This is a genomic window from Stappia sp. ES.058 (assembly GCF_900105595.1).
Classification (GTDB): Bacteria; Pseudomonadota; Alphaproteobacteria; order Rhizobiales; family Stappiaceae; genus Stappia.
The window spans coordinates 3,700,864-3,718,981 of the sequence record NZ_LT629784.1 but is presented as its reverse complement, the minus strand read 5'-3'; the positions used below and the strand labels follow the sequence as shown (position 1 = coordinate 3,718,981).

Here is an 18,118-nt window from a genome sequence, read left to right as displayed (position 1 = left end):
AGGGACATGCCGTCTTGCGGCGTCGATTGCAAGGGCGCGAGACGGTGCGATGCAGGTTGACCGCACGCGTGATTTCTGGTGACTGTCGCGCCAAGCGATTTCATCATAGTCACGGGATACACATTCAAGATCATGGCGACTGAGCGCTATAACGCCCGCGATGCGGAAAGCCGCTGGCAAAGGGTCTGGGACGAGACGCAGGTGTTCGCCACGGTGAACGACGACCCGCGCCCCAAATATTATGTCCTGGAGATGTTCCCCTATCCGTCCGGCCGGATCCATATGGGCCATGTGCGCAATTATGCCATGGGCGATGTGGTGGCGCGCTACAAGCGGGCGAAGGGTTTCAATGTGCTGCATCCCATGGGGTGGGACGCCTTCGGGATGCCGGCGGAAAACGCGGCGATGCAGAACAAGGTGCATCCGCGCGAATGGACCTATCAAAACATCGACACGATGCGGGCACAGCTCCAGATCATGGGGCTGTCGCTTGACTGGGCGCGCGAATTCGCGACCTGCGATGTGGAATATTACGCGCAGCAGCAGCGGCTGTTCCTGGATTTCCTGAAGGCGGGCCTCGCCTACCGCAAGAACTCCAAGGTCAACTGGGATCCGGTCGACATGACCGTGCTCGCCAACGAGCAGGTGATCGACGGCCGGGGCTGGCGCTCCGGCGCCCTGGTCGAGCAGCGCGAGCTGACGCAGTGGTTCTTCAAGATCTCCGACTGGTCGGAGGACCTGCTGACCTCGATCGAGACGCTCGATCGCTGGCCGGAAAAGGTCAGGCTGATGCAGAAGAACTGGATTGGCCGGTCGGAAGGCCTCAGGGTGCGCTTCGAGTTCACCAGCCCGGCGCCCACGGGCGACACGACGCTCGAGATTTTCACCACCCGTCCGGACACGCTCTATGGTGCGTCCTTCATGGGGTTGTCACCGGATCATCCGATTGCCCTCAAGCTGGCCGAGGACAATCCAAAGGTCGCGGACTTCATCGAGCAGTGCCACCACATGGGCACTTCGGCGGAGGCGATCGAAACGGCGGACAAGATCGGCATCGACACGGGCCTGAGCGTGGTGCATCCGCTCGACCCCGAGGTCACTTTGCCGGTCTATATCGCCAACTTCATCCTCATGGATTACGGCACCGGAGCGATCTTCGCCTGTCCGGCCCATGACCAGCGGGATCTCGATTTTGCCCGAAAGTACCGCCTTCCGGTGAAGCCGGTTGTTCTGCCGTTCGGCGCGGATCCGGAAACCTTCGAGATCGGGAGCGAAGCCTTTCTCGACGAGGGCACGATCTACAATTCGGATTTCATGGACGGTCTCAGCGTCGAGGACGCCACATACGCGGTATCGGTAAAGCTTGAACTCCAGCATGTTGGCGGCATGTCGCAAGCGGAGCGGCAGGTGAACTACCGGCTGCGTGACTGGGGGATCTCTCGGCAGCGCTACTGGGGCTGCCCGATCCCGGTCGTGCATTGCGACGATTGCGGCGTCGTGCCCGTTCCGGTCAAGGACCTGCCCGTCGAACTGCCCGACGACATCGACTTCGACAAGCCGGGCAACCCGCTTGATCGGCATCCGACATGGCGGCATGTCGAGTGCCCCTCCTGTGCCGGTCCGGCGCGGCGCGAGACCGACACGATGGACACCTTCGTGGATTCGTCCTGGTATTTCGCGCGTTTCGCCGATCCGAAGGCGGAAACGCCGACCGATCCCGAGGCCGCGAACGCCTGGCTCCCGGTCGACCAGTACATCGGCGGCATCGAGCACGCGATCCTGCATCTCTTGTATTCGCGCTTCTTCGCCAGGGCGATGTCGGAGACCGGGCATCTGGATGTGAAGGAGCCTTTCAAGGGTCTTTTCACCCAGGGCATGGTCACGCATGAGACCTACCGAAGCGCCGACGGCTCCTGGGTCGCGCCGAGCGACGTGCGCATCGAAGGCGAGGGGGACGCACGTCGCGCGGTCCTCGCCGAGGGCGGCGGCGCGGTCACGATCGGCTCCATCGAGAAGATGTCGAAGTCGAAGCGCAACACGGTCGATCCGACGGACATCATCGAGACCTACGGCGCGGACACGGCCCGCTGGTTCATGTTGTCCGACAGCCCGCCCGAGCGCGACGTGCAATGGACGGAAGCCGGTGTCCAGGGCTCCTGGCGGTTCATGCAGCGCGTCTGGCGGTTGGTGAACGATATCGTCGACAATGTTCCCGCCCGGGTGCGCCCGCGAAAGGTCGGAGACGCCGCAACCGCCTTGCGCCGCGCCACGCACAAGACCTGCGCCGCCGTATCCGCCGATATCGAGGCGCTGGCCTTCAACCGGGCCGTTGCCCGGCTGTACGAACTGGTGAATACGCTGAGCAAGGCCTATCAGGCGGGCTACGAGACAAACGACCTGCGCTTTGCAATCCGCGAGGCGGCCAGCTATCTCGTGCAGATGATGGCGCCGATGGCGCCGCATCTGGCCGAGGAATGCTGGAGCGTTTTCGGGCACGCCGAACTGCTGGCGACCACGCCGTGGCCAGACGTCGAGGAAGAGCTGCTCGTCGAGGCGACGGTGATGCTTCCCGTCCAGGTCAACGGAAAGAAGCGCGCGGATCTCACGATCTCAAGAGAGGCTTCCAAAGAGGAGGTCGAAGCGGCTACGCTGAAGCTTGAGGCGGTGGTGCGGGCGCTCGACGGCAAGCCGGCGCGCAAGATCATCGTCGTGCCGCAGAGGATCGTGAATGTCGTCGTCTGATCGCTTGAAGGGCGCGAGCCCGACCCGCCGAGCCGCGCTTGCGCTGGTTCTTGGCGCATCCCTTGCCGTTGCGGGCTGTCAGGTGCGTCCGCTTTACGGCACATTGGGCACGCCGGGCGGTTCGCCTGCCCTGAGCGAAAAGCTGGCCCGTATCGACATCGACACGGTGGAAACGGCCTCGAGCCGCGACCTGGACCGGGTCGGTCAGGTTCTGCGCAATGAACTGATTTTCGGCTTCCGCCGCGGGCGCGAGGCGCCTGAGCCGGCCTACCGGCTGAAGGTCCTGATCGACCGGCCGCTCAATGAGGTCGGCGTCGAGAGGCTTGCCGACGTTCCGTCCGCCTACACGGTGACGGTGAACGCGACCTATGTGCTAAGCGACATCGGGACCGGCAGGACGCTCGAGACCGGGCGGGCCTTCGGCACGGCATCGTTCGACTTCTCCAGCCAGCGCTTTGCCAACCTGCGCGCCGAACGCGATGCGGAAGACCGGGCGGCCAAGACCGTTGCGAGGAATATCCAGACTCGGCTTGCCGGCTTTTTCGCAACGCGCGGCTGACCGGCGATGGTCGCGCTCAAGGCCGGCGATGTCGAGCGCTTCATTGCCCGGCCGCCGGACAATGTGCCGCTGGTTCTGGTCTTCGGTCCCGATGCCGGGCTGGTGTCGGAACGCGCGCAGGCGCTTGTCGCCCATGCGTCCGGCGGGGCGGACGACCCTTTTTCCCTCGTCAAGCTCGATGCTGCCGACATCGCCTCCGATCCCGCGCGCCTTATCGATGAGGCGATGACGATTTCCATGTTCGGCGGACGTCGCGTCGTCTGGGTGCGCGACGGGGCGGGCAAGAACATCTCGGCCGCCGTCGAGCCGCTTCTTGGAAAAATCGATCCGGCCAGCGCCTTCGTGGTGATCGAGGCGGGCGACCTGAAAAAGGGCGTCGGGCTGCGGCGCAAGATCGAAAGCGACAAGACGGCCGTCGCCATCGCCTGCTATGCGGATGCGGAACGCGATCTTGAACGGGTGATCGACGCGGAACTGCGCGACGCGAATCTGACGATTTCCCGCGAGGCGCGCCAGGCCTTGATGAGCCTGCTCGGCGCCGACCGCCTGGCAAGCCGCGGTGAGGTCCGCAAGCTGTGCCTCTATGCCCACGGGCGCGGTCGCGTGGAGACCGTCGACGTGGAGGCGGTGATCGGCGATGCCTCGGCCTTTGCGGTCGACGTCCTGATCGATGCGGCGGCCCTTGGCGATCTCGCCACGCTCGACCATGGTCTGGAGCGGCTGGAAGCGACCGGTCAGCGTCCGGACATGATCGCCGGCATGGCGCTCAGGCATTTCCAGATGCTTTCGCGCGCGCGCGCGGACGTCGACCGCGGCCTGCCGGCGGCGCGTGCAGTGGACCAGATCCGCCCGCCCGTCTTCTTCAAGCGCAAGGCCGCCGTCCAGCGGCAGATCTCGATCTGGTCGCAGGCGGATCTCGGCAAGGCCGGGGAGCGGCTCGGACGTGCTGTCGCGGATGCGCGCAAGTCGCAAACGCTCGCGACGGCGCTTGTCAGCGACGTTCTTTTGACGCTGACGCGCGTTGCACGCGTGCGTGCCCGCCGCTGATCCGGGCGTTTACTCCCAGCCCGGTATCTTGCGGTCGGTGCGCATGATCGGCCCGCCATGCTTGTGGGCGGTGCGCGGTGTCTTCGGGCCGCCCGCGGACACCGGTCGATCCGCATATTGGCCGTGAACCCGATGCCGGTCATAGAGAACGATGGCACCGGCGATCGCGATGTTCAGGCAGAACTTCGTCGGGATCTTGATCAGATGCGCGCAGCGCGCCCGCATCTCCGGCGAAAGCGACCCGCGTTCGGGGCCCAGGACATAGGCCGCTTGCAGCGGATGCATGAAGCTCGGGAGGTCGACGGACTCGTCGGTGAGCTCGACGCCGACAAGCTGGCACCCCCGTGGCAAGTCGATATCGTCGAGGCTATCCCAGTGAAACAGCGGCAGATGGCCCGTGCTCTTCGATGTATCGGAAGGGGGCGCCTTGCGAATTTTCTTGTCCGCATCGACGGTGAAGAAGAAGCTCGCACCGAAGGCGTGTGCCGAGCGCATGAGATTGCCAAGGTTCATCGGTTTGGAAATGCCTTCCGCGCCGACGGCGAAATAACCGCGCATGTGACCTGCCTGTGGATTGAAACCGGTGCCCGGGAATACCCTTCAGATCCCGCCAAGGCAAGCATGCGGGGTATTGCATCTTTTAACGAGGGTGTGTCCGTGCTAGCGAAATCCGGGGACTGCGGATGCGCAAGGTGCATCATGTGCGCAAGATGGGGGCAAGAACGTGAAAGCTGTCGTGTGCGAGCGGCTCGGACCGCCGGAGAACCTGGTGATCGCGGATGTCGAGGAGCCGGCTCCGGCGCCGGGAGAGGTTCTGGTTCAGGTGGGTGCTGCCGCGCTCAATTTCTTCGATACGTTGATCATCGAGGGCAAATACCAGTTTCGCCCCGAACCGCCGTTTTCACCCGGTGCGGAATTCGCCGGAACGGTGAAGGCCGTCGGTGAGGGCGTCGAGCTGTTCGAGCCGGGCGACCGTGTCATGGGATACGTCAAATGGGGCGCGGTGCGCGAGGCGGTCATTGCGACCGAGGACGATCTCGTGGCGCTGCCCGATGAGGTCGGCGAAGACGACGCGGCCGGCCTGACCGTCACTTATGGTACGACGCTGCATGCTTTCCGGGATCGTGCAAACCTGCAGGCGGGTGAGACGGTGGCGGTGCTCGGTGCGTCCGGCGGCGTCGGGCTCGCTGCGGTCGAGATCGCCAAGGCGATGGGCGCGCGGGTGATCGCCTGCGCCTCAAGCGCGGAAAAGCTGGAACTGGCCCGCGGGCGTGGCGCCGACGACCTCGTCAATTACGCTGAGGAAGATCTCAAGACCCGGCTAAAGGACCTGACCGACGGCTGTGGCGTCGATGTGGTCTACGATCCGGTCGGCGGTGCCTACACCGAGGCGGCCCTGCGCGCCACCGGCTGGCGCGGGCGCTACTTGGTGATCGGCTTTGCCGCCGGTGACATTCCGAAGCTTCCGCTCAATTTGGTTCTTCTCAAGGGGTGCGACGTTCTCGGCGTCTTCTGGGGGGAGGCCATCGTCCGGGAGCCGGACGAGCATCGCGACAACATGGCGCAATTGCTCGCCTGGATCGGCGAGGGGCGCATTCGCCCGCATATTCACGGGGTGTTTTCGCTGGACGAGACGACTTCGGCGCTGCGCCAGTTGGCCGACCGCAAGGTGCAGGGCAAGGTGATCATCCGGCCGTAGGCCGGGTGCGGCTCAGGCCTGAAGCCGCGTCAGCACCGGTGCGTGATCGGAGGGCTTTTCCCAGCCGCGTGCGGCACGCAGCACCTCCATGCGCGTTGCCGCAGCGGCAACATCCGGTGATGTCCACACGTGATCGAGGCGACGGCCCTTGTCGGCGGCCGACCAGTCCTTGGCGCGGTAGCTCCACCAAGTGTAGAGCTTTTCCTCCGGCGGCACGAAATTGCGCATCACGTCGGTGAGCCCGCCGGCGGCGCGCACCGCTTCCAGCAGTTCGCACTCGCGCGGTGTGTGGCTGACGACCTTCAAGAGCTTCTTGTGCGACCAGACATCGTGCTCATAGGGCGCGATGTTGAGATCGCCGACGATCATCTGCGATCCCTCGAGGGACGCGAAGCGCTCGCCCATCTCGTCGAGGAACGCGAGCTTGTGCGCGAACTTGTCGTTGATCTCCGGGTCTGGCTCGTCGCCGCCGGCGGGAACATAGAAATTGTGCAGCGAAAACCGCGAGCCGGCGAAGTCGACATCGACGCAGACATGGCGGCTGTCGCCCTTGGCGCAATAGTCGATCTTCTCCTGCGACAGGAACGGCCGGCGCGAGATCGTCGCCACGCCGTGATAGCCCTTCTGCCCGTTGATCGCGATGTGTTCGTAGCCAAGCTTGCGCAGCGGGGCGAACGGGAAGTTCCCGTCCGGACACTTGGTCTCCTGAAGGCAGATGATATCCGGCCCCTCGTCCAGAATGAGCTTTTCCACGATCGGCATGCGCAGGCGCACCGAGTTGATGTTCCAGGTGGCGACGGTCAGATGGTCGGTCATGACGGAATTCGCTCGCGCGCGGGTCGGGAAGACGAAGGGTTCGTTGCCGACATGCCAGTCCCGGCGCGGCGATGCAAGCGCCAAGCGGGGCGTGCGGGCCGATCGCCGCCGCCGCCCAATTCGCTTGCCGGATGCGGTCGCCGCCGCGATAAAGGATCCGTCCGCGCGTGTATCTTGTGCGTGACGGAGCGAGGATGGTCCGGCGGATGAACCGACCGGCAGGGTAAGGGGTTGTGGTATGGGCTTTTTCGATTTCGTGAAAGACGCGGGCAAGTCGCTCTTTGGCAGCGACGACCCCGAGGCGACCGCCGCCGAGGCGATCGAAAAGGAAGTGGCCGCCCTTGGTCTCGACGGCGACGTCAAGGTCGAGGTTTCCGGCGACACGGTGAAGATCGCCGGCGCAGCGCCCACCCAGGAAGCGCGCGAAAAGCTCATCCTGGCGGTTGGAAACGTGCTTGGTGTGGCCAAGGTCGAAGAGGAAATCGCGGTGGCAGACGCCGTCGCGGAAGCGACGTTCCACACCGTGGAGACGGGTGACACGCTTTGGGCCGTGGCGACCAAGACCTATGGCGACGGTTCCAAATACATGGCGATCTTCGAGGCCAACAAGCCGATGCTGTCGCATCCTGACAAGATCTATCCCGGTCAGGTCCTGCGCGTTCCTGCCGCCGACTGAAGCTGTCCGAACGCCGGTTTGCGATCACAATCGCGTGAGGTCGCGCCGAAAGGCGCGGCCCACCGCAATTTCGCTCCTCCCGCTTGGTAAGCCGTTCCTTAACGGTTTGGCCATACGGTCGCCCCTGGTTGGAGGGGAAGAGACCGGGCCTGTGCGGCCCGGCTCTCGTGGACCGAAGAGAGAGCGATGCTGGCGCGCGTGTTATCCCTGATTTGTGCCTTGTCCCTCGCCGCCTGTGCGGCGTTCGACTTTCCGGACCCGACACCGGAGGATTTTGCGATCCACGGTATCGACGTCGCCCGCTATCAGGGCGATATCGACTGGATGCGGGTCAGGCAGGCCGGAACGGAGTTCGCCTTCATCAAGGCGACCGAGGGCGGCGATTATCTCGATCCGAAGTTTCTTGAGAACTGGTACGCGGCCAAGGCCGCCGGCGTCCCGCGCGGGGCGTATCATTTCTATTATTTCTGCCGCCCGGTCGAGGACCAGATTGCCTGGTTCATCGAGAATGTGCCGAACGACCCCGATGCGCTGCCGCCCGTGCTCGACATGGAGTGGAACGCCTACTCCAAGACTTGTCGCGACCGTCCGGCGCGGCCCGAGGTTATTCGCGATATGCGCAAGTTCCTCGAGGCGGTGGAGCGTCACTACGGCAAGCGGCCTGTGATCTATTCCTCGGTCGATTTTCATCGCGACCGTCTGGTCGGGGCCAAGAACAGCTACGATTTCTGGCTGCGCTCGGTCGCAAGCCACCCGGACCGCAAGTACGAAAAGCGCACCGACTGGGTGTTCTGGCAGTACACCGCGACCGGCCGGGTCGACGGCATCAAGGGCAACGTCGACCGCAACGTCTTCTTCGGCACGCGTTCGCAGTGGCGCAAATGGCTGAAGGGCGAGTTGAAGGGCTAGGGCTGAGCGGGTGGAGCGTTTGCTTCATCGGTCGTCCGGCCAAAAGAGCCAATTATCGCGGCACCCGGCAGATTTGTCGGGTGCCGTTTTCGTTTGTCCGTCTTGCGTTGCGCCTGGCCCGAGATGCCACGGCAGGCTGCGTCGGCCCGCCGTCCGTGTTTCCTGCCTCTGGGCGAGGGGCTACTGCATCCGCCCAGAGGCAGGCTGAGATCGCCCGAGGCGACGTCGAAGACGTCTTCCACGCAGAGAAGCGGAGCATGCACGCTGGCATGAACCCGAAGCGCTGCGGTGACTCCGTCGTATGCGGTTCCGGCCGGAGCAGCGGTGGCTGCCAGGGGAACGCTCACCGAAATCTCCGGCCCGTCAAACAGTGGGCTATATCCGGGGCTGTCGATATAGAGCGGGAGGCCGGGCCAGGTCGCGGGCAGCCGGGGTGTTGCGCCATCGGGGATGTTGCGCACGCCCAGCGCGCCTTCGGGGCAGCCTTCGTCTGCCGTCAGGACGACCCAGTGGCTGTGCCAGTCCGCCCCGTCGTTCGCGGGATCACCATCGCGGTTTTCATCGAACAGCGGCGTGTCATCGAAATCCGGATGGCTGGTTGCGGCCAGCGCCAGAATACCGCTGCCGGTCTCGAAGCCGACGGTCGCGGGATCAAGCGAGGTCGGCCAGACGTAGCTATGGATCGGCGCGCCGGCGAGGTCGCCCAAGGGATCTGGGGTGACTGTTCCGGCGGCCCCGGCAGTGGTCATGTGAAACGTGACGACGCGGCCATCCCGATGGACGTGGGCGGCGAGAATGTCGAAGGCCGCCACCTCGGTCGAGCCTTCGGCGTGTGGATGGCCTCCTGTCTGTTGGCCGCGTGCATGCCGCCTGCATGGGCGGCGTTGGCGGAAAAGAAGGCTGCGAGTGCGGCGATGAGTGCAGGTTGGATCATGGCAAGGTCCTCAGGTGATGTGTTGTGCGTCACCTTGATAGTATTGAGTCGAAACTATTGCACATATAATTTCGACTCGATATAAAAAGCCATGATAACCACCGACCGTATCCGCAGCCTCGTAAATCGTCTGGCCAGGCTCGACGCCGGCGCCGACTGGGAGGCCGACATCAATCCGGCGCAGCGCGCGGCGCTCGATTATCTCGTACGGGCAAACAGCTTTTCGCGCAGCCCCTCCGTCGTTGCCGACTATCTCGGCAACACACGGGGGACGGTTTCCCAGACGCTCAAGAGCCTGGCGCGCAAGGGGTTTGTGGCCGAAGAGCGGTCGACGGCCGACAAGCGATCGATTTCCTACCGGGTCACGGACGCCGGGCTGCGCGAGGCTTCGCGGTCCGGGCCGCTCGCCGAGGCCTTGTTCGAGATCCGCGAGCCGGATCTTCTGGCGCTTGCCAACGACCTGGAAGGCCTCCTTCGTCGCGCGGTGCGGGCCGGCGGCAACAAGCCCTTCGGCATCTGCCGCAACTGCCTGCACTTCCGGCCGGGTGACGAAGGGGGGTTCTGTTCGCTTCTGTCCCTGCCGCTGGAGACCGACGAAACCACGCAAATCTGCCACGAACAGGAGCCCGCATGAGCCACGAACAAATCGAAGCGCGCGTGGAGGGGCTGTTTGCCGGCGCCGTCGCCGATCGCTGGGAGGGCAGATCACCGTCCGCCATAGCCAAGCAGGCCGTCGTCGAAGCCGTCGAGATTGGTTTCGAGGGGCTTGTCGTCGATGCGCAGGCCGACCGCACGGTTCATGGCGGGGCGGACAAGGCGCTGCATCACTATGCGGCCGATCATTATGCGACCTGGATTGCGGAAGGGTATCTGCCGGCGGGCACGAAGCCTGCCGCTTTCGGTGAGAACCTCTCCACCTTTGGTCTGACCGAAGACCGCGTTTGTATCGGCGATATCTTCCGCCTCGGGACGTCGCGGGTGCAGATCTGCCAGGGCCGCCAGCCCTGCTGGAAGCTGAACGCGCATCGCGGCCGCGACGACATGGCGGCGGCGTTTCAGAAGACGGGGCGCACCGGCTGGTATTATCGCGTGCTGGAGACAGGTCGCGTTGCTGTCGGCGATGCGATGGACCTTATCGAACGCCCCTGTCCGCAATGGACCGTGCTTGAGGTCACGCGCGCGCGCCTCACCAAGCGGATCGACCCGGCACGGGCCGCGCAGTTGTCGGCCCTGCCAGAGCTTGCGGGCGGCTGGCGTGAGGCATTCGCGAAGATTTCCGCGAACGCTTTGCATGAGGACACGTCGGCGCGCCTTCTCGGCGCTGCCGACTGACCGGCTTCGTTACGCTGCGGCTTCCGCGCGGGTGCCGACGATCTGCGCGACCTCGCGCATGATGTCGGTGAGCTGGAAGTTTTTCGGCGTGTAGACGGCGGCGACGCCCATGGCTTTCAACTGGGCGGCGTCCTCGTCCGGGATGATGCCGCCGACGATCAGCGGAATGTCGTCGATGCCCTCGCTGCGCAGCCGCTCCATCACGTCGCGCACCAGCGCCAGATGCGAGCCCGACAGGATCGACAGGCCGATGACGTGGACGTCTTCTTCCAGTGCCGCGTTGACGATCTGCGACGGCGTCAGGCGAATGCCCTCATAGACCACTTCCATGCCGCAGTCGCGGGCGCGCACCGCGATCTGTTCCGCGCCGTTGGAATGGCCGTCGAGACCGGGCTTGCCGACCAGGAACTTGAGCCGGCGGCCGAGCTTCGCCGAGACCGCGTCGACGGACGCGCGCACCTCGGCCAGATCGTCGGCATCGGCCCGTGCCGCTTTGCCCACCCCGGTGGGCGCGCGGTATTCGCCGAAGACCTCGCGCAGCGCCGCCCCCCATTCGCCGGTGGTGACGCCGGCCTTGGCCGCCGCGATCGAGGGTTCCATGATGTTGCGTCCCTTGCTTGCGGCCTGCTTGAGGTCGGCGACGGCCTTTTCGACAGCGCCATCGTCGCGGGCTTCGCGCCAGGCCTTGAGCGCGTCGATGGCTTCCGCCTCGACATGTTCGGACACGGTGAGAATGCCGCCGTCCTCGCCGGTCGCCAAAGGCGACGGCTCGCTCTCGGTAAACTTGTTCACGCCGACGACGACCTGTTCGCCCGATTCGATCGCCGCGAGGCGTTCGGCGTTTGAAGCGACGAGCGCCTGTTTCATGTAGCTCGATTCCACGGCCGCGATGGCGCCGCCCATGTCGTCGATCCGGGCAAGCTCGGCGCGGGCTTCGTCCTTCAGGGCTTCGACCTTTGCGGTGATCACCTCGGATCCATCGAAAATATCGGCGTGTTCCAGAAGATCGGTTTCATAGGCGAGGATCTGTTGAATGCGCAGCGACCATTGCTGGTCGAAGGGGCGCGGCAGGCCGAGCGCCTCGTTCCAGGCGGGCAATTGCACCGCGCGGGCGCGCGCGTTCTTGGAGAGCACCACCGCCAGCGCCTCGATCAGAATGCGGTAGACGTTGTTTTCCGGTTGCTGTTCGGTCAGCCCGAGCGAGTTGACCTGAACGCCGTAGCGGAAGCGGCGGTAGCGCTCGTCTTCCACGCCGTAGCGGCTGCGGCAGATCTCGTCCCACAGTTCGGCAAAGGCGCGCATCTTGCAGATTTCGGTGATGAAGCGCATGCCGGCGTTGACGAAGAAGGAAATCCGCCCGACCGCCCTGGGAAAATCCGCTGGCGGGATCGCGCCGCTGGCCCTTACCTCATCGAGGATCGCGACGGCGGTCGCCAGCGCGAAGGAGAGCTCCTGCACCGGCGTCGCGCCGGCCTCCTGCAGGTGGTAGGAACACACGTTCATCGGGTTCCACTTCGGCATCGCCTCGTAGGTCCAGGCAATGACGTCGCGCGTCAGCCGCAGCGAGGGCGCGGGCGGAAACACATAGGTGCCACGCGACAGGTATTCCTTGACGATGTCGTTCTGCGTCGTGCCGGTCAGGAGCGCGCGGTCCGCCCCTTGTTCGTCGGCGGCGGCGGCATAAAGCGCAAGCAGCCAGGGCGCCGTCGCGTTGATCGTCATGGAGGTGTTCATCTTCTCCAGCGGAATGTCGGCGAAGAGCGCGCGCATGTCGCCAAGATGGGCAACGGGAACACCGACTTTTCCGACCTCGCCGCGCGACAGCGCATGATCGGGGTCGTAGCCCGTTTGCGTGGGGAGATCGAAAGCGACGGACAGTCCGGTCTGTCCCTTGGCGAGATTGCTGCGATAGAGCCTGTTCGACTCACGCGCTGTCGAATGACCGGCATAGGTGCGAAAGATCCATGGCCGGTCCCGGGTCGCCGCCGGGCGATCAGCGTTGCTGGTTGTCGGCTGGCTCTTCGTCGGCTCGCTCATGAACTGTTCCTCGCAATCGCGCCGGTGGCCGTTCGCGCCGGCCCGGCATCTTCCTGTTTTTCACCGATACGCCCGTCGCCGCGGGTCGATATGGCCTCCCTTGAGCGCGCATGAGAGCGCTCACGCACACAGAATTTCTATGTGCAATGCAAAAACAGTCTTGGGCAAACGGGTAAATTAAGCAATAGTCCAATAGCGTGACGCCCTTTTTTCGAACGATAGTTTCGTGACGGGCGCGCGGAACGGGTTTCGAATGACGCGCTGCAGCAAATAATGTCTCTCTGCGGGACTCTCCGGGGCGAGCGTGTGGATCGGGACATGCAGTGGCGCGGCAATGGCCGCGCTTCGGCGAAAATGCATAATACGGGAGGACACGACAACCATGAGCACCGTTGCGCAAGCAAACGATAACCTCGAGGCGGAGGAGAGCCGGCTGGTGAAGGACCTTTACGAGATTGGCGAGATCCCACCGCTCGGACATGTTCCCAAGAACATGTACGCCTGGACGATCCGGGCCGAACGGCACGGTCCCCCGGAAGACGCCATGAAGCTCGAGGTGGTGCCGACCTGGGAGCTGGACAGCAACGACGTTCTGGTTCTCGTGATGGCGGCAGGCGTCAACTACAACGGGATCTGGGCCGCCCTCGGCGAACCGATCTCGGTGTTCAAGGTGCATGACGAGACCTTCCACATCGCAGGCTCCGACGCCTCCGGCATCGTCTGGGCGGTCGGATCGAAGGTGAAGCGCTGGAAGGTCGGCGACGAGGTCGTCGTTCACTGCAATCAGGATGATGGCGACGACGAGGAATGCAACGGCGGCGATCCGATGTTCTCGCCGACCCAGCGGATCTGGGGTTACGAGACCCCGGACGGATCGTTCTCGCAGTTCTGCCGGGTGCAGTCGCAGCAGCTGATGCCACGCCCGAAGCATCTGACCTGGGAAGAAAGCGCCTGTTACACGTTGACGCTTGCAACCGCCTACCGGATGCTTTTCGGGCATTCGCCACATCAGTTGCGCCCGGGGCAGAATGTTCTGATCTGGGGCGCGTCCGGCGGTCTTGGCGTGTTCGGGATCCAGCTCGCGGCCGCTGCCGGCGCCAATGCGATCGGCGTGATTTCGGATGAGGACAAGCGCGATTATGTGCTGTCGCTCGGCGCCAAAGGCGTGGTCAACCGCAAGGACTTCGATTGCTGGGGCCAGATGCCGACCGTCAACTCGCCGGAGTACAATACCTGGCTGAAGGAAGCGCGCCGTTTCGGCAAGGCGATCTGGGAAATCACAGGCAAGGGCAACGATGTCGACATGGTGTTCGAGCACCCCGGCGAATCGACGTTCCCGGTCTCCTGTCTGGTGGTCAAGCGCGGCGGCATGGTGGTGTTTTGCGCCGGCACCACGGGCTTCAATCTGACGTTTGACGCCCGCTACGTCTGGATGCGGCAAAAGCGCGTTCAGGGATCGCATTTCGCCCATCTCAAGCAGGCGTCGGAAGCCAACAAGGCGGTGATCGACCGGCGGATCGATCCGTGCATGAGCGAGGTTTTCCCCTGGGACGAGATCCCCAGCGCCCACACCAAGATGTGGAAGAACCAGCATGCGCCCGGCAACATGGCGGTTCTGGTCAGCGCGCCGACGACGGGTTTGCGCACCCTCGACGACGTTCTGGCGGCAGGCTCCGAATAGGCTGTCGCACCAGGAAACACCCGGCGGCGTCTCGTTTTGGCGCCGTCGGTGAATTCCCTCGCCTTGCCAAGGCAGACACGGTATGACCGCGGCATGAAGTCATTCACCCGTGTTCTCGTTTTCTCGCTGTTTGCGCTTGCCCTCGCCGGCTGTGTGCCGGGACGTGAGACCGTGCCGCCCTATTACAAGGACCTGGCGCGGGTCGACGCCGCCGTCGATGCGTCATCGGCGCAGCAGATGATCTCGGGTTATCGCCAGAACAACGGGCTTCGGCCGCTGACCATCGATCCGATGTTGATGCATGCCGCCCGTCAGCAGGCGGAAGCCATGGCCTCAGCCAACAATGTGCGGGCGTCGCTCGATCCGAACAACAGGCTCGCATCGCGGTTGTCCGCAGCCGGAGAGAGCAAGACCTATGCGGTCGAGAACGCAAGTGCCGGCTATCGCACGCTGGCGGAAGCGTTCTCGGGCTGGCGCGATTCGCCCAAGCACAACGCAGTCATGCTGGATGACCGCACGACCCGGATGGGCATCGCCACTGCCTACGCACCGGGGTCCAAGTACCGGGTGTTCTGGTCTCTGGTATTGGCTGCCCCGGCCCCGTGATTCACGCAGGAACGGCGGATTGTTGCACTGCAGCGCGATGAGGACTAGTGTCCGGCATCCCTGACCGACAAAGGTTGCTTCGATGCTGCAACCCGCATCCTGTTACGATGATCTGCTGCGTCAGTTCCGCTGGCAAATCCCCGAACGTTACAATATCGCGGTTGAAGTCTGTGATGCATGGGCGGTGCGAGACCCGGACCGTCTGGCGCTCATTCATCTGGATGAGGACGGCGTCGAAACACGCTGGAGCTATGGCCAGCTTGCGGCGCTTTCCAACCGGCTGGCGAATGCGCTTGCGGCAAAAGGGGTGGTGCGGGGTGATCGTGTCGCGCTGCTGTTGCCGCAGTCGCCGCAGACGCTTGTGGCCCATCTGGCGCTTTACAAGCTCGGTGCCATCGTCGTGCCGCTCGCCAACCTCTTCGGTGTCGATGCCCTGCAATACCGGCTGGAGAATTCCGGGGCATCGGCGGCAATCACTGATGCGGCCGGCATCGCGAAACTTTTTGAAATCCGCGACGCCCTTCCCGATCTGAGGCTGCTCGTCTCCACTCAGGAGACGCCGGGCGATGTGCTGTCCTTCGAGGCGCTGCTTGCCGGGGGGCGGGATGTCTTTTTGCCGGTCCCGACCGGTCCCGACGATCCGGCGATGATGATCTACACCTCCGGCACCACCGGCCCGCCCAAGGGTGCCCTGCACGGCCATCGGGTGCTGGCAGGGCATCTGCCGGGCATCCAGATGGCGCATGAGTTCCTGCCGCAGCCGGGCGATCTGTTCTGGACGCCGGCAGACTGGGCCTGGGCGGGCGGCTTGCTGAACGCCCTGCTGCCCTCGCTGGCGCTGGGCGTGCCGGTGGTGTCACACCGCTTCGAGAAGTTCGATCCCGAACGCGCGTTCCAGCTCCTCGCCGACCAGCGCGTGCGCAATGCCTTTGTTCCGCCGACGGCGCTGAAAATGCTGCGGACCGTTCCGCGTTCGCGTCTCAGGTACGACCTCGCGCTGCGCAGCATCGGTTCCGCCGGTGAGGCGCTCGGGCGCGAAACCTATGACTGGGCGCGCCAGGATCTCGGGCTGACGGTCAACGAGTTCTACGGGCAGACGGAATGCAACGCAGTGCTCGCCTCCTGCAGCGCGATCGGCGTTTCCCGTGCGGGCGCGATCGGCAAGCCGGTTCCGGGCCACACCGTGGCGGTGGTCGGCGATGACGGCACCAGGTGCGCACCGGGCGAACACGGACAAATCGCGATCCTCCGGCCGGATCCGGTGATGTTCCTGCGCTATTGGGGCGAGGATGCCGCGACCGAGGCCAAATTCGTCGGCGACTGGATGCTGACGGGTGATCGCGGTGAGCTCGACGGCGACGGCTACGTGCATTTCGTCGGGCGGACGGATGATATCATCACGTCTTCGGGATATCGGATCGGTCCGGGCGAGATCGAGGACTGCCTGTTGTCGCATCCGGCGGTGGCACTGGCGGCGGCGGTCGGCAAGCCCGACCCCGTGCGCACGGAAATCGTCAAGGCCTTCGTGGTCCTGACGCCCGGCACGCGTCCGGGGTCGGAGCTGGAAGAGAATATCCGGGCCCATGTTCGCACGCGCCTGTCGGCGCATGAGTATCCGCGGGAGATCGCCTTCGTCGATGCCCTGCCGATGACGACGACGGGCAAGGTCATTCGTCGTCTGCTGCGCGACGAGGCAGGCGTGACCGCGGTGCTTGAAGAATAGGCGACCTCAGGCCGGGTCGTCCCGGGTGGTCTGCCGCCGAACACGGCGCAGGGTCGATTTAGCCAGCCCGCGAAGTCCGCGTGCCAGCGCATGGTCGGCCTTGGTCAGGGACAGCCTTGCCGTGGCAAATCGTCCGCGCGTCAGCAGGACAGTGGTATAGGGCACCTGTCCGCGCCAGAGCGGTGTGATCATCGGGTGATCGGGGATTGCGAGGGAATCGGCTTCGGCAAGATCCGGCTCTTCGAAATCCCGGCGCATCGCATAGCGGGTGATCTGGGCGCCCGGTGAAAAACGGGACAGCTGTTCATCATAGGTGATTTTCCAGGACCAGACACGGTGGCCATCGCGCAGCATGATCATCATGGCGACGGGTTTTGCCTCGAGGACGAGCTGGTCGATTCTCACGCGTCCGGTTCGTGCCATTTCATGGATGAAGGTGCGGGCGAAGGCCAGACGCTCGGGATCGCAGGCAAGCGCGGTGCCACGCCGCCCTTTCCATCCGCGCGCCTCCAGCGCCAGAAACGTTTCAAACGCCGCGCAGACGTCGTTCAATGCGCTCAGGCTTTGGAACTCGGTGTCACCGGTTTCGGAAAGCCGGCGCAGTTGCCGGGCGATTTCCTTTCGTCGCCGTGTGCCCAGAAGCCCGTATTGCTCCTGTCCCGTCGGTCCGGTTGCGTGCCCGGCGCGCAGGCTGATCGCTTCGCGTGTCATCTGCCACGTGGAGGTCGTGCCGATCTCGAGCAGCATGTCGTGGACAGGCCCGTCGGTGCGCAGGTAGGGGAGGGCGACAAGACCGGTGCCCGAGTGCGCAACCGCTGTATCGAGCAGGAGTGCCAGCGTGTCGGAATCGGCGCTCCGGGCGATCAAGGGGGTTCCGAGCGGGCCATATTCCCCGGCATGCACGGTCGCGCTTGGCGCCAGGAGACCGAGACGTCGGCGTGCGACGGGCGCAAGCGCCATGAAGGCGCCGTCCCGGCTGTCCCTGACGGCGCAAATCGCAACCTGTCGATTATCCATGTGCTTCAGGTAGGGCAGCAGGAAGTCCGGCCGGAAAAACGGATTGGGTTCTATGGCCGTATCCGCGAGTGCCGACCAGGCCGACATATGCTCGCCTGCCTGCGTTGCGGTGAAGGTTACTGCGGTCGTGCCGTTCACGCATGCTCCCCCGCTGTCCGGTCGTGTTCGCTGCAAAGGCGCGGGGGTCGTCCGCCGCGTCCTTGCAAACACCGAGGTCGACAATGCAGGGGTCATCCGTTCCGTCGCAAGAGCCATTGTCTTTCCCCGGTCAGCGCGCACCCGTCTTTCAGGTTGTGGAAGTCTGCCACAACCGACGCTTGAAGGGGTTGTTTCCTTAAGC

16 protein-coding genes are annotated in these 18,118 nt (G+C 64.4%); 11 read left to right on the top strand and 5 right to left on the bottom strand.

Features of this window, described 5'->3' with window-relative positions:
- Positions 1-132 precede the first annotated feature (132 nt).
- Genes leuS through holA form a run of 3 tightly spaced genes read left to right on the top strand, consistent with a single transcriptional unit; the run spans position 133 to position 4,348 of the window.
- Positions 133-2,742 (top strand): leucine--tRNA ligase, encoded by a 2,610-nt coding sequence (gene leuS, locus BLU32_RS17250; RefSeq protein ID WP_093811235.1) that lies wholly within the window; start codon positions 133-135, stop codon positions 2,740-2,742.
- Complete coding sequence (gene lptE / locus BLU32_RS17245; protein WP_093808984.1) at positions 2,729-3,301, top strand: LPS assembly lipoprotein LptE; 573 nt, start codon at positions 2,729-2,731, stop codon at positions 3,299-3,301. The genes leuS and lptE overlap by 14 nt, the downstream gene beginning before the upstream one ends.
- A 6-nt stretch (positions 3,302-3,307) precedes the next feature.
- Positions 3,308-4,348 carry a DNA polymerase III subunit delta gene (holA, locus tag BLU32_RS17240; protein ID WP_093808982.1) on the top strand — a complete coding sequence of 347 codons (1,041 nt, stop codon included), beginning with the start codon at positions 3,308-3,310 and terminating at the stop codon, positions 4,346-4,348.
- Between the two features lie 9 nt (positions 4,349-4,357).
- On the opposite strand, the gene BLU32_RS17235 is transcribed toward holA, so the two are convergent.
- On the bottom strand, positions 4,358-4,906 hold the full coding sequence (locus tag BLU32_RS17235; RefSeq protein ID WP_093808980.1) for an RNA methyltransferase: 549 nt from the start codon (positions 4,904-4,906) through the stop codon (positions 4,358-4,360).
- Between the two features lie 166 nt (positions 4,907-5,072).
- Here BLU32_RS17235 and BLU32_RS17230 point away from each other — a divergent pair, with 166 nt between their 5' ends.
- A complete protein-coding gene (locus BLU32_RS17230; protein WP_093808978.1) occupies positions 5,073-6,047 on the top strand; it encodes an NADPH:quinone oxidoreductase family protein in 975 nt (324 codons plus the stop codon).
- A gap of 12 nt (positions 6,048-6,059) precedes the next feature.
- Here the strand turns inward: BLU32_RS17230 and BLU32_RS17225 are convergent, their stop codons facing one another.
- The gene (locus BLU32_RS17225) at positions 6,060-6,863 is read right to left on the bottom strand and encodes an exodeoxyribonuclease III (protein ID WP_093811233.1); all 804 of its coding nucleotides are present in this window, start codon (positions 6,861-6,863) and stop codon (positions 6,060-6,062) included.
- 238 nt (positions 6,864-7,101) lie between these two features.
- On the opposite strand from BLU32_RS17225, the gene lysM reads away from it, so the two are divergent.
- Complete coding sequence (gene lysM, locus BLU32_RS17220; protein ID WP_093808976.1) at positions 7,102-7,539, top strand: peptidoglycan-binding protein LysM; 438 nt, start codon at positions 7,102-7,104, stop codon at positions 7,537-7,539.
- 186 nt (positions 7,540-7,725) lie between these two features.
- Complete coding sequence (locus BLU32_RS17215) at positions 7,726-8,448, top strand: GH25 family lysozyme (protein WP_093808974.1); 723 nt, start codon at positions 7,726-7,728, stop codon at positions 8,446-8,448.
- On the opposite strand, the gene BLU32_RS17210 is transcribed toward BLU32_RS17215, so the two are convergent.
- Positions 8,445-9,260 carry a hypothetical protein gene (locus tag BLU32_RS17210; protein WP_197673631.1) on the bottom strand — a complete coding sequence of 272 codons (816 nt, stop codon included), beginning with the start codon at positions 9,258-9,260 and terminating at the stop codon, positions 8,445-8,447. The two genes, BLU32_RS17215 and BLU32_RS17210, sit on opposite strands and share 4 nt — an antisense overlap.
- 213 nt (positions 9,261-9,473) lie before the next feature.
- Here BLU32_RS17210 and BLU32_RS17205 point away from each other — a divergent pair, with 213 nt between their 5' ends.
- Positions 9,474-10,016: a MarR family winged helix-turn-helix transcriptional regulator gene (locus BLU32_RS17205; protein WP_093808972.1), complete on the top strand. Its 543-nt coding sequence runs from the start codon at positions 9,474-9,476 to the stop codon at positions 10,014-10,016.
- On the top strand, positions 10,013-10,714 hold the full coding sequence (locus tag BLU32_RS17200; protein WP_093808970.1) for an MOSC domain-containing protein: 702 nt from the start codon (positions 10,013-10,015) through the stop codon (positions 10,712-10,714). The genes BLU32_RS17205 and BLU32_RS17200 overlap by 4 nt, the downstream gene beginning before the upstream one ends.
- Positions 10,715-10,723: 9 nt before the next feature.
- On the opposite strand, the gene BLU32_RS17195 is transcribed toward BLU32_RS17200, so the two are convergent.
- Positions 10,724-12,751, bottom strand: a complete 2,028-nt coding sequence (locus tag BLU32_RS17195) for a protein meaA (RefSeq protein WP_093808968.1) — start codon at positions 12,749-12,751, stop codon at positions 10,724-10,726.
- 382 nt (positions 12,752-13,133) lie between these two features.
- On the opposite strand from BLU32_RS17195, the gene ccrA reads away from it, so the two are divergent.
- The 3 genes from ccrA to BLU32_RS17180 all read left to right on the top strand — a co-directional run bounded on the left by ccrA (position 13,134) and on the right by BLU32_RS17180 (position 16,761).
- Positions 13,134-14,432: a crotonyl-CoA carboxylase/reductase gene (ccrA, locus tag BLU32_RS17190; RefSeq protein ID WP_093808966.1), complete on the top strand. Its 1,299-nt coding sequence runs from the start codon at positions 13,134-13,136 to the stop codon at positions 14,430-14,432.
- Between the two features lie 93 nt (positions 14,433-14,525).
- On the top strand, positions 14,526-15,038 hold the full coding sequence (locus BLU32_RS17185; protein WP_093808964.1) for a CAP domain-containing protein: 513 nt from the start codon (positions 14,526-14,528) through the stop codon (positions 15,036-15,038).
- Between the two features lie 82 nt (positions 15,039-15,120).
- On the top strand, positions 15,121-16,761 hold the full coding sequence (locus BLU32_RS17180; protein WP_093808962.1) for an acyl-CoA synthetase: 1,641 nt from the start codon (positions 15,121-15,123) through the stop codon (positions 16,759-16,761).
- A gap of 6 nt (positions 16,762-16,767) precedes the next feature.
- On the opposite strand, the gene BLU32_RS17175 is transcribed toward BLU32_RS17180, so the two are convergent.
- Positions 16,768-17,916: a GNAT family N-acetyltransferase gene (locus BLU32_RS17175; protein ID WP_157727724.1), complete on the bottom strand. Its 1,149-nt coding sequence runs from the start codon at positions 17,914-17,916 to the stop codon at positions 16,768-16,770.
- Positions 17,917-18,118 lie beyond the last annotated feature (202 nt).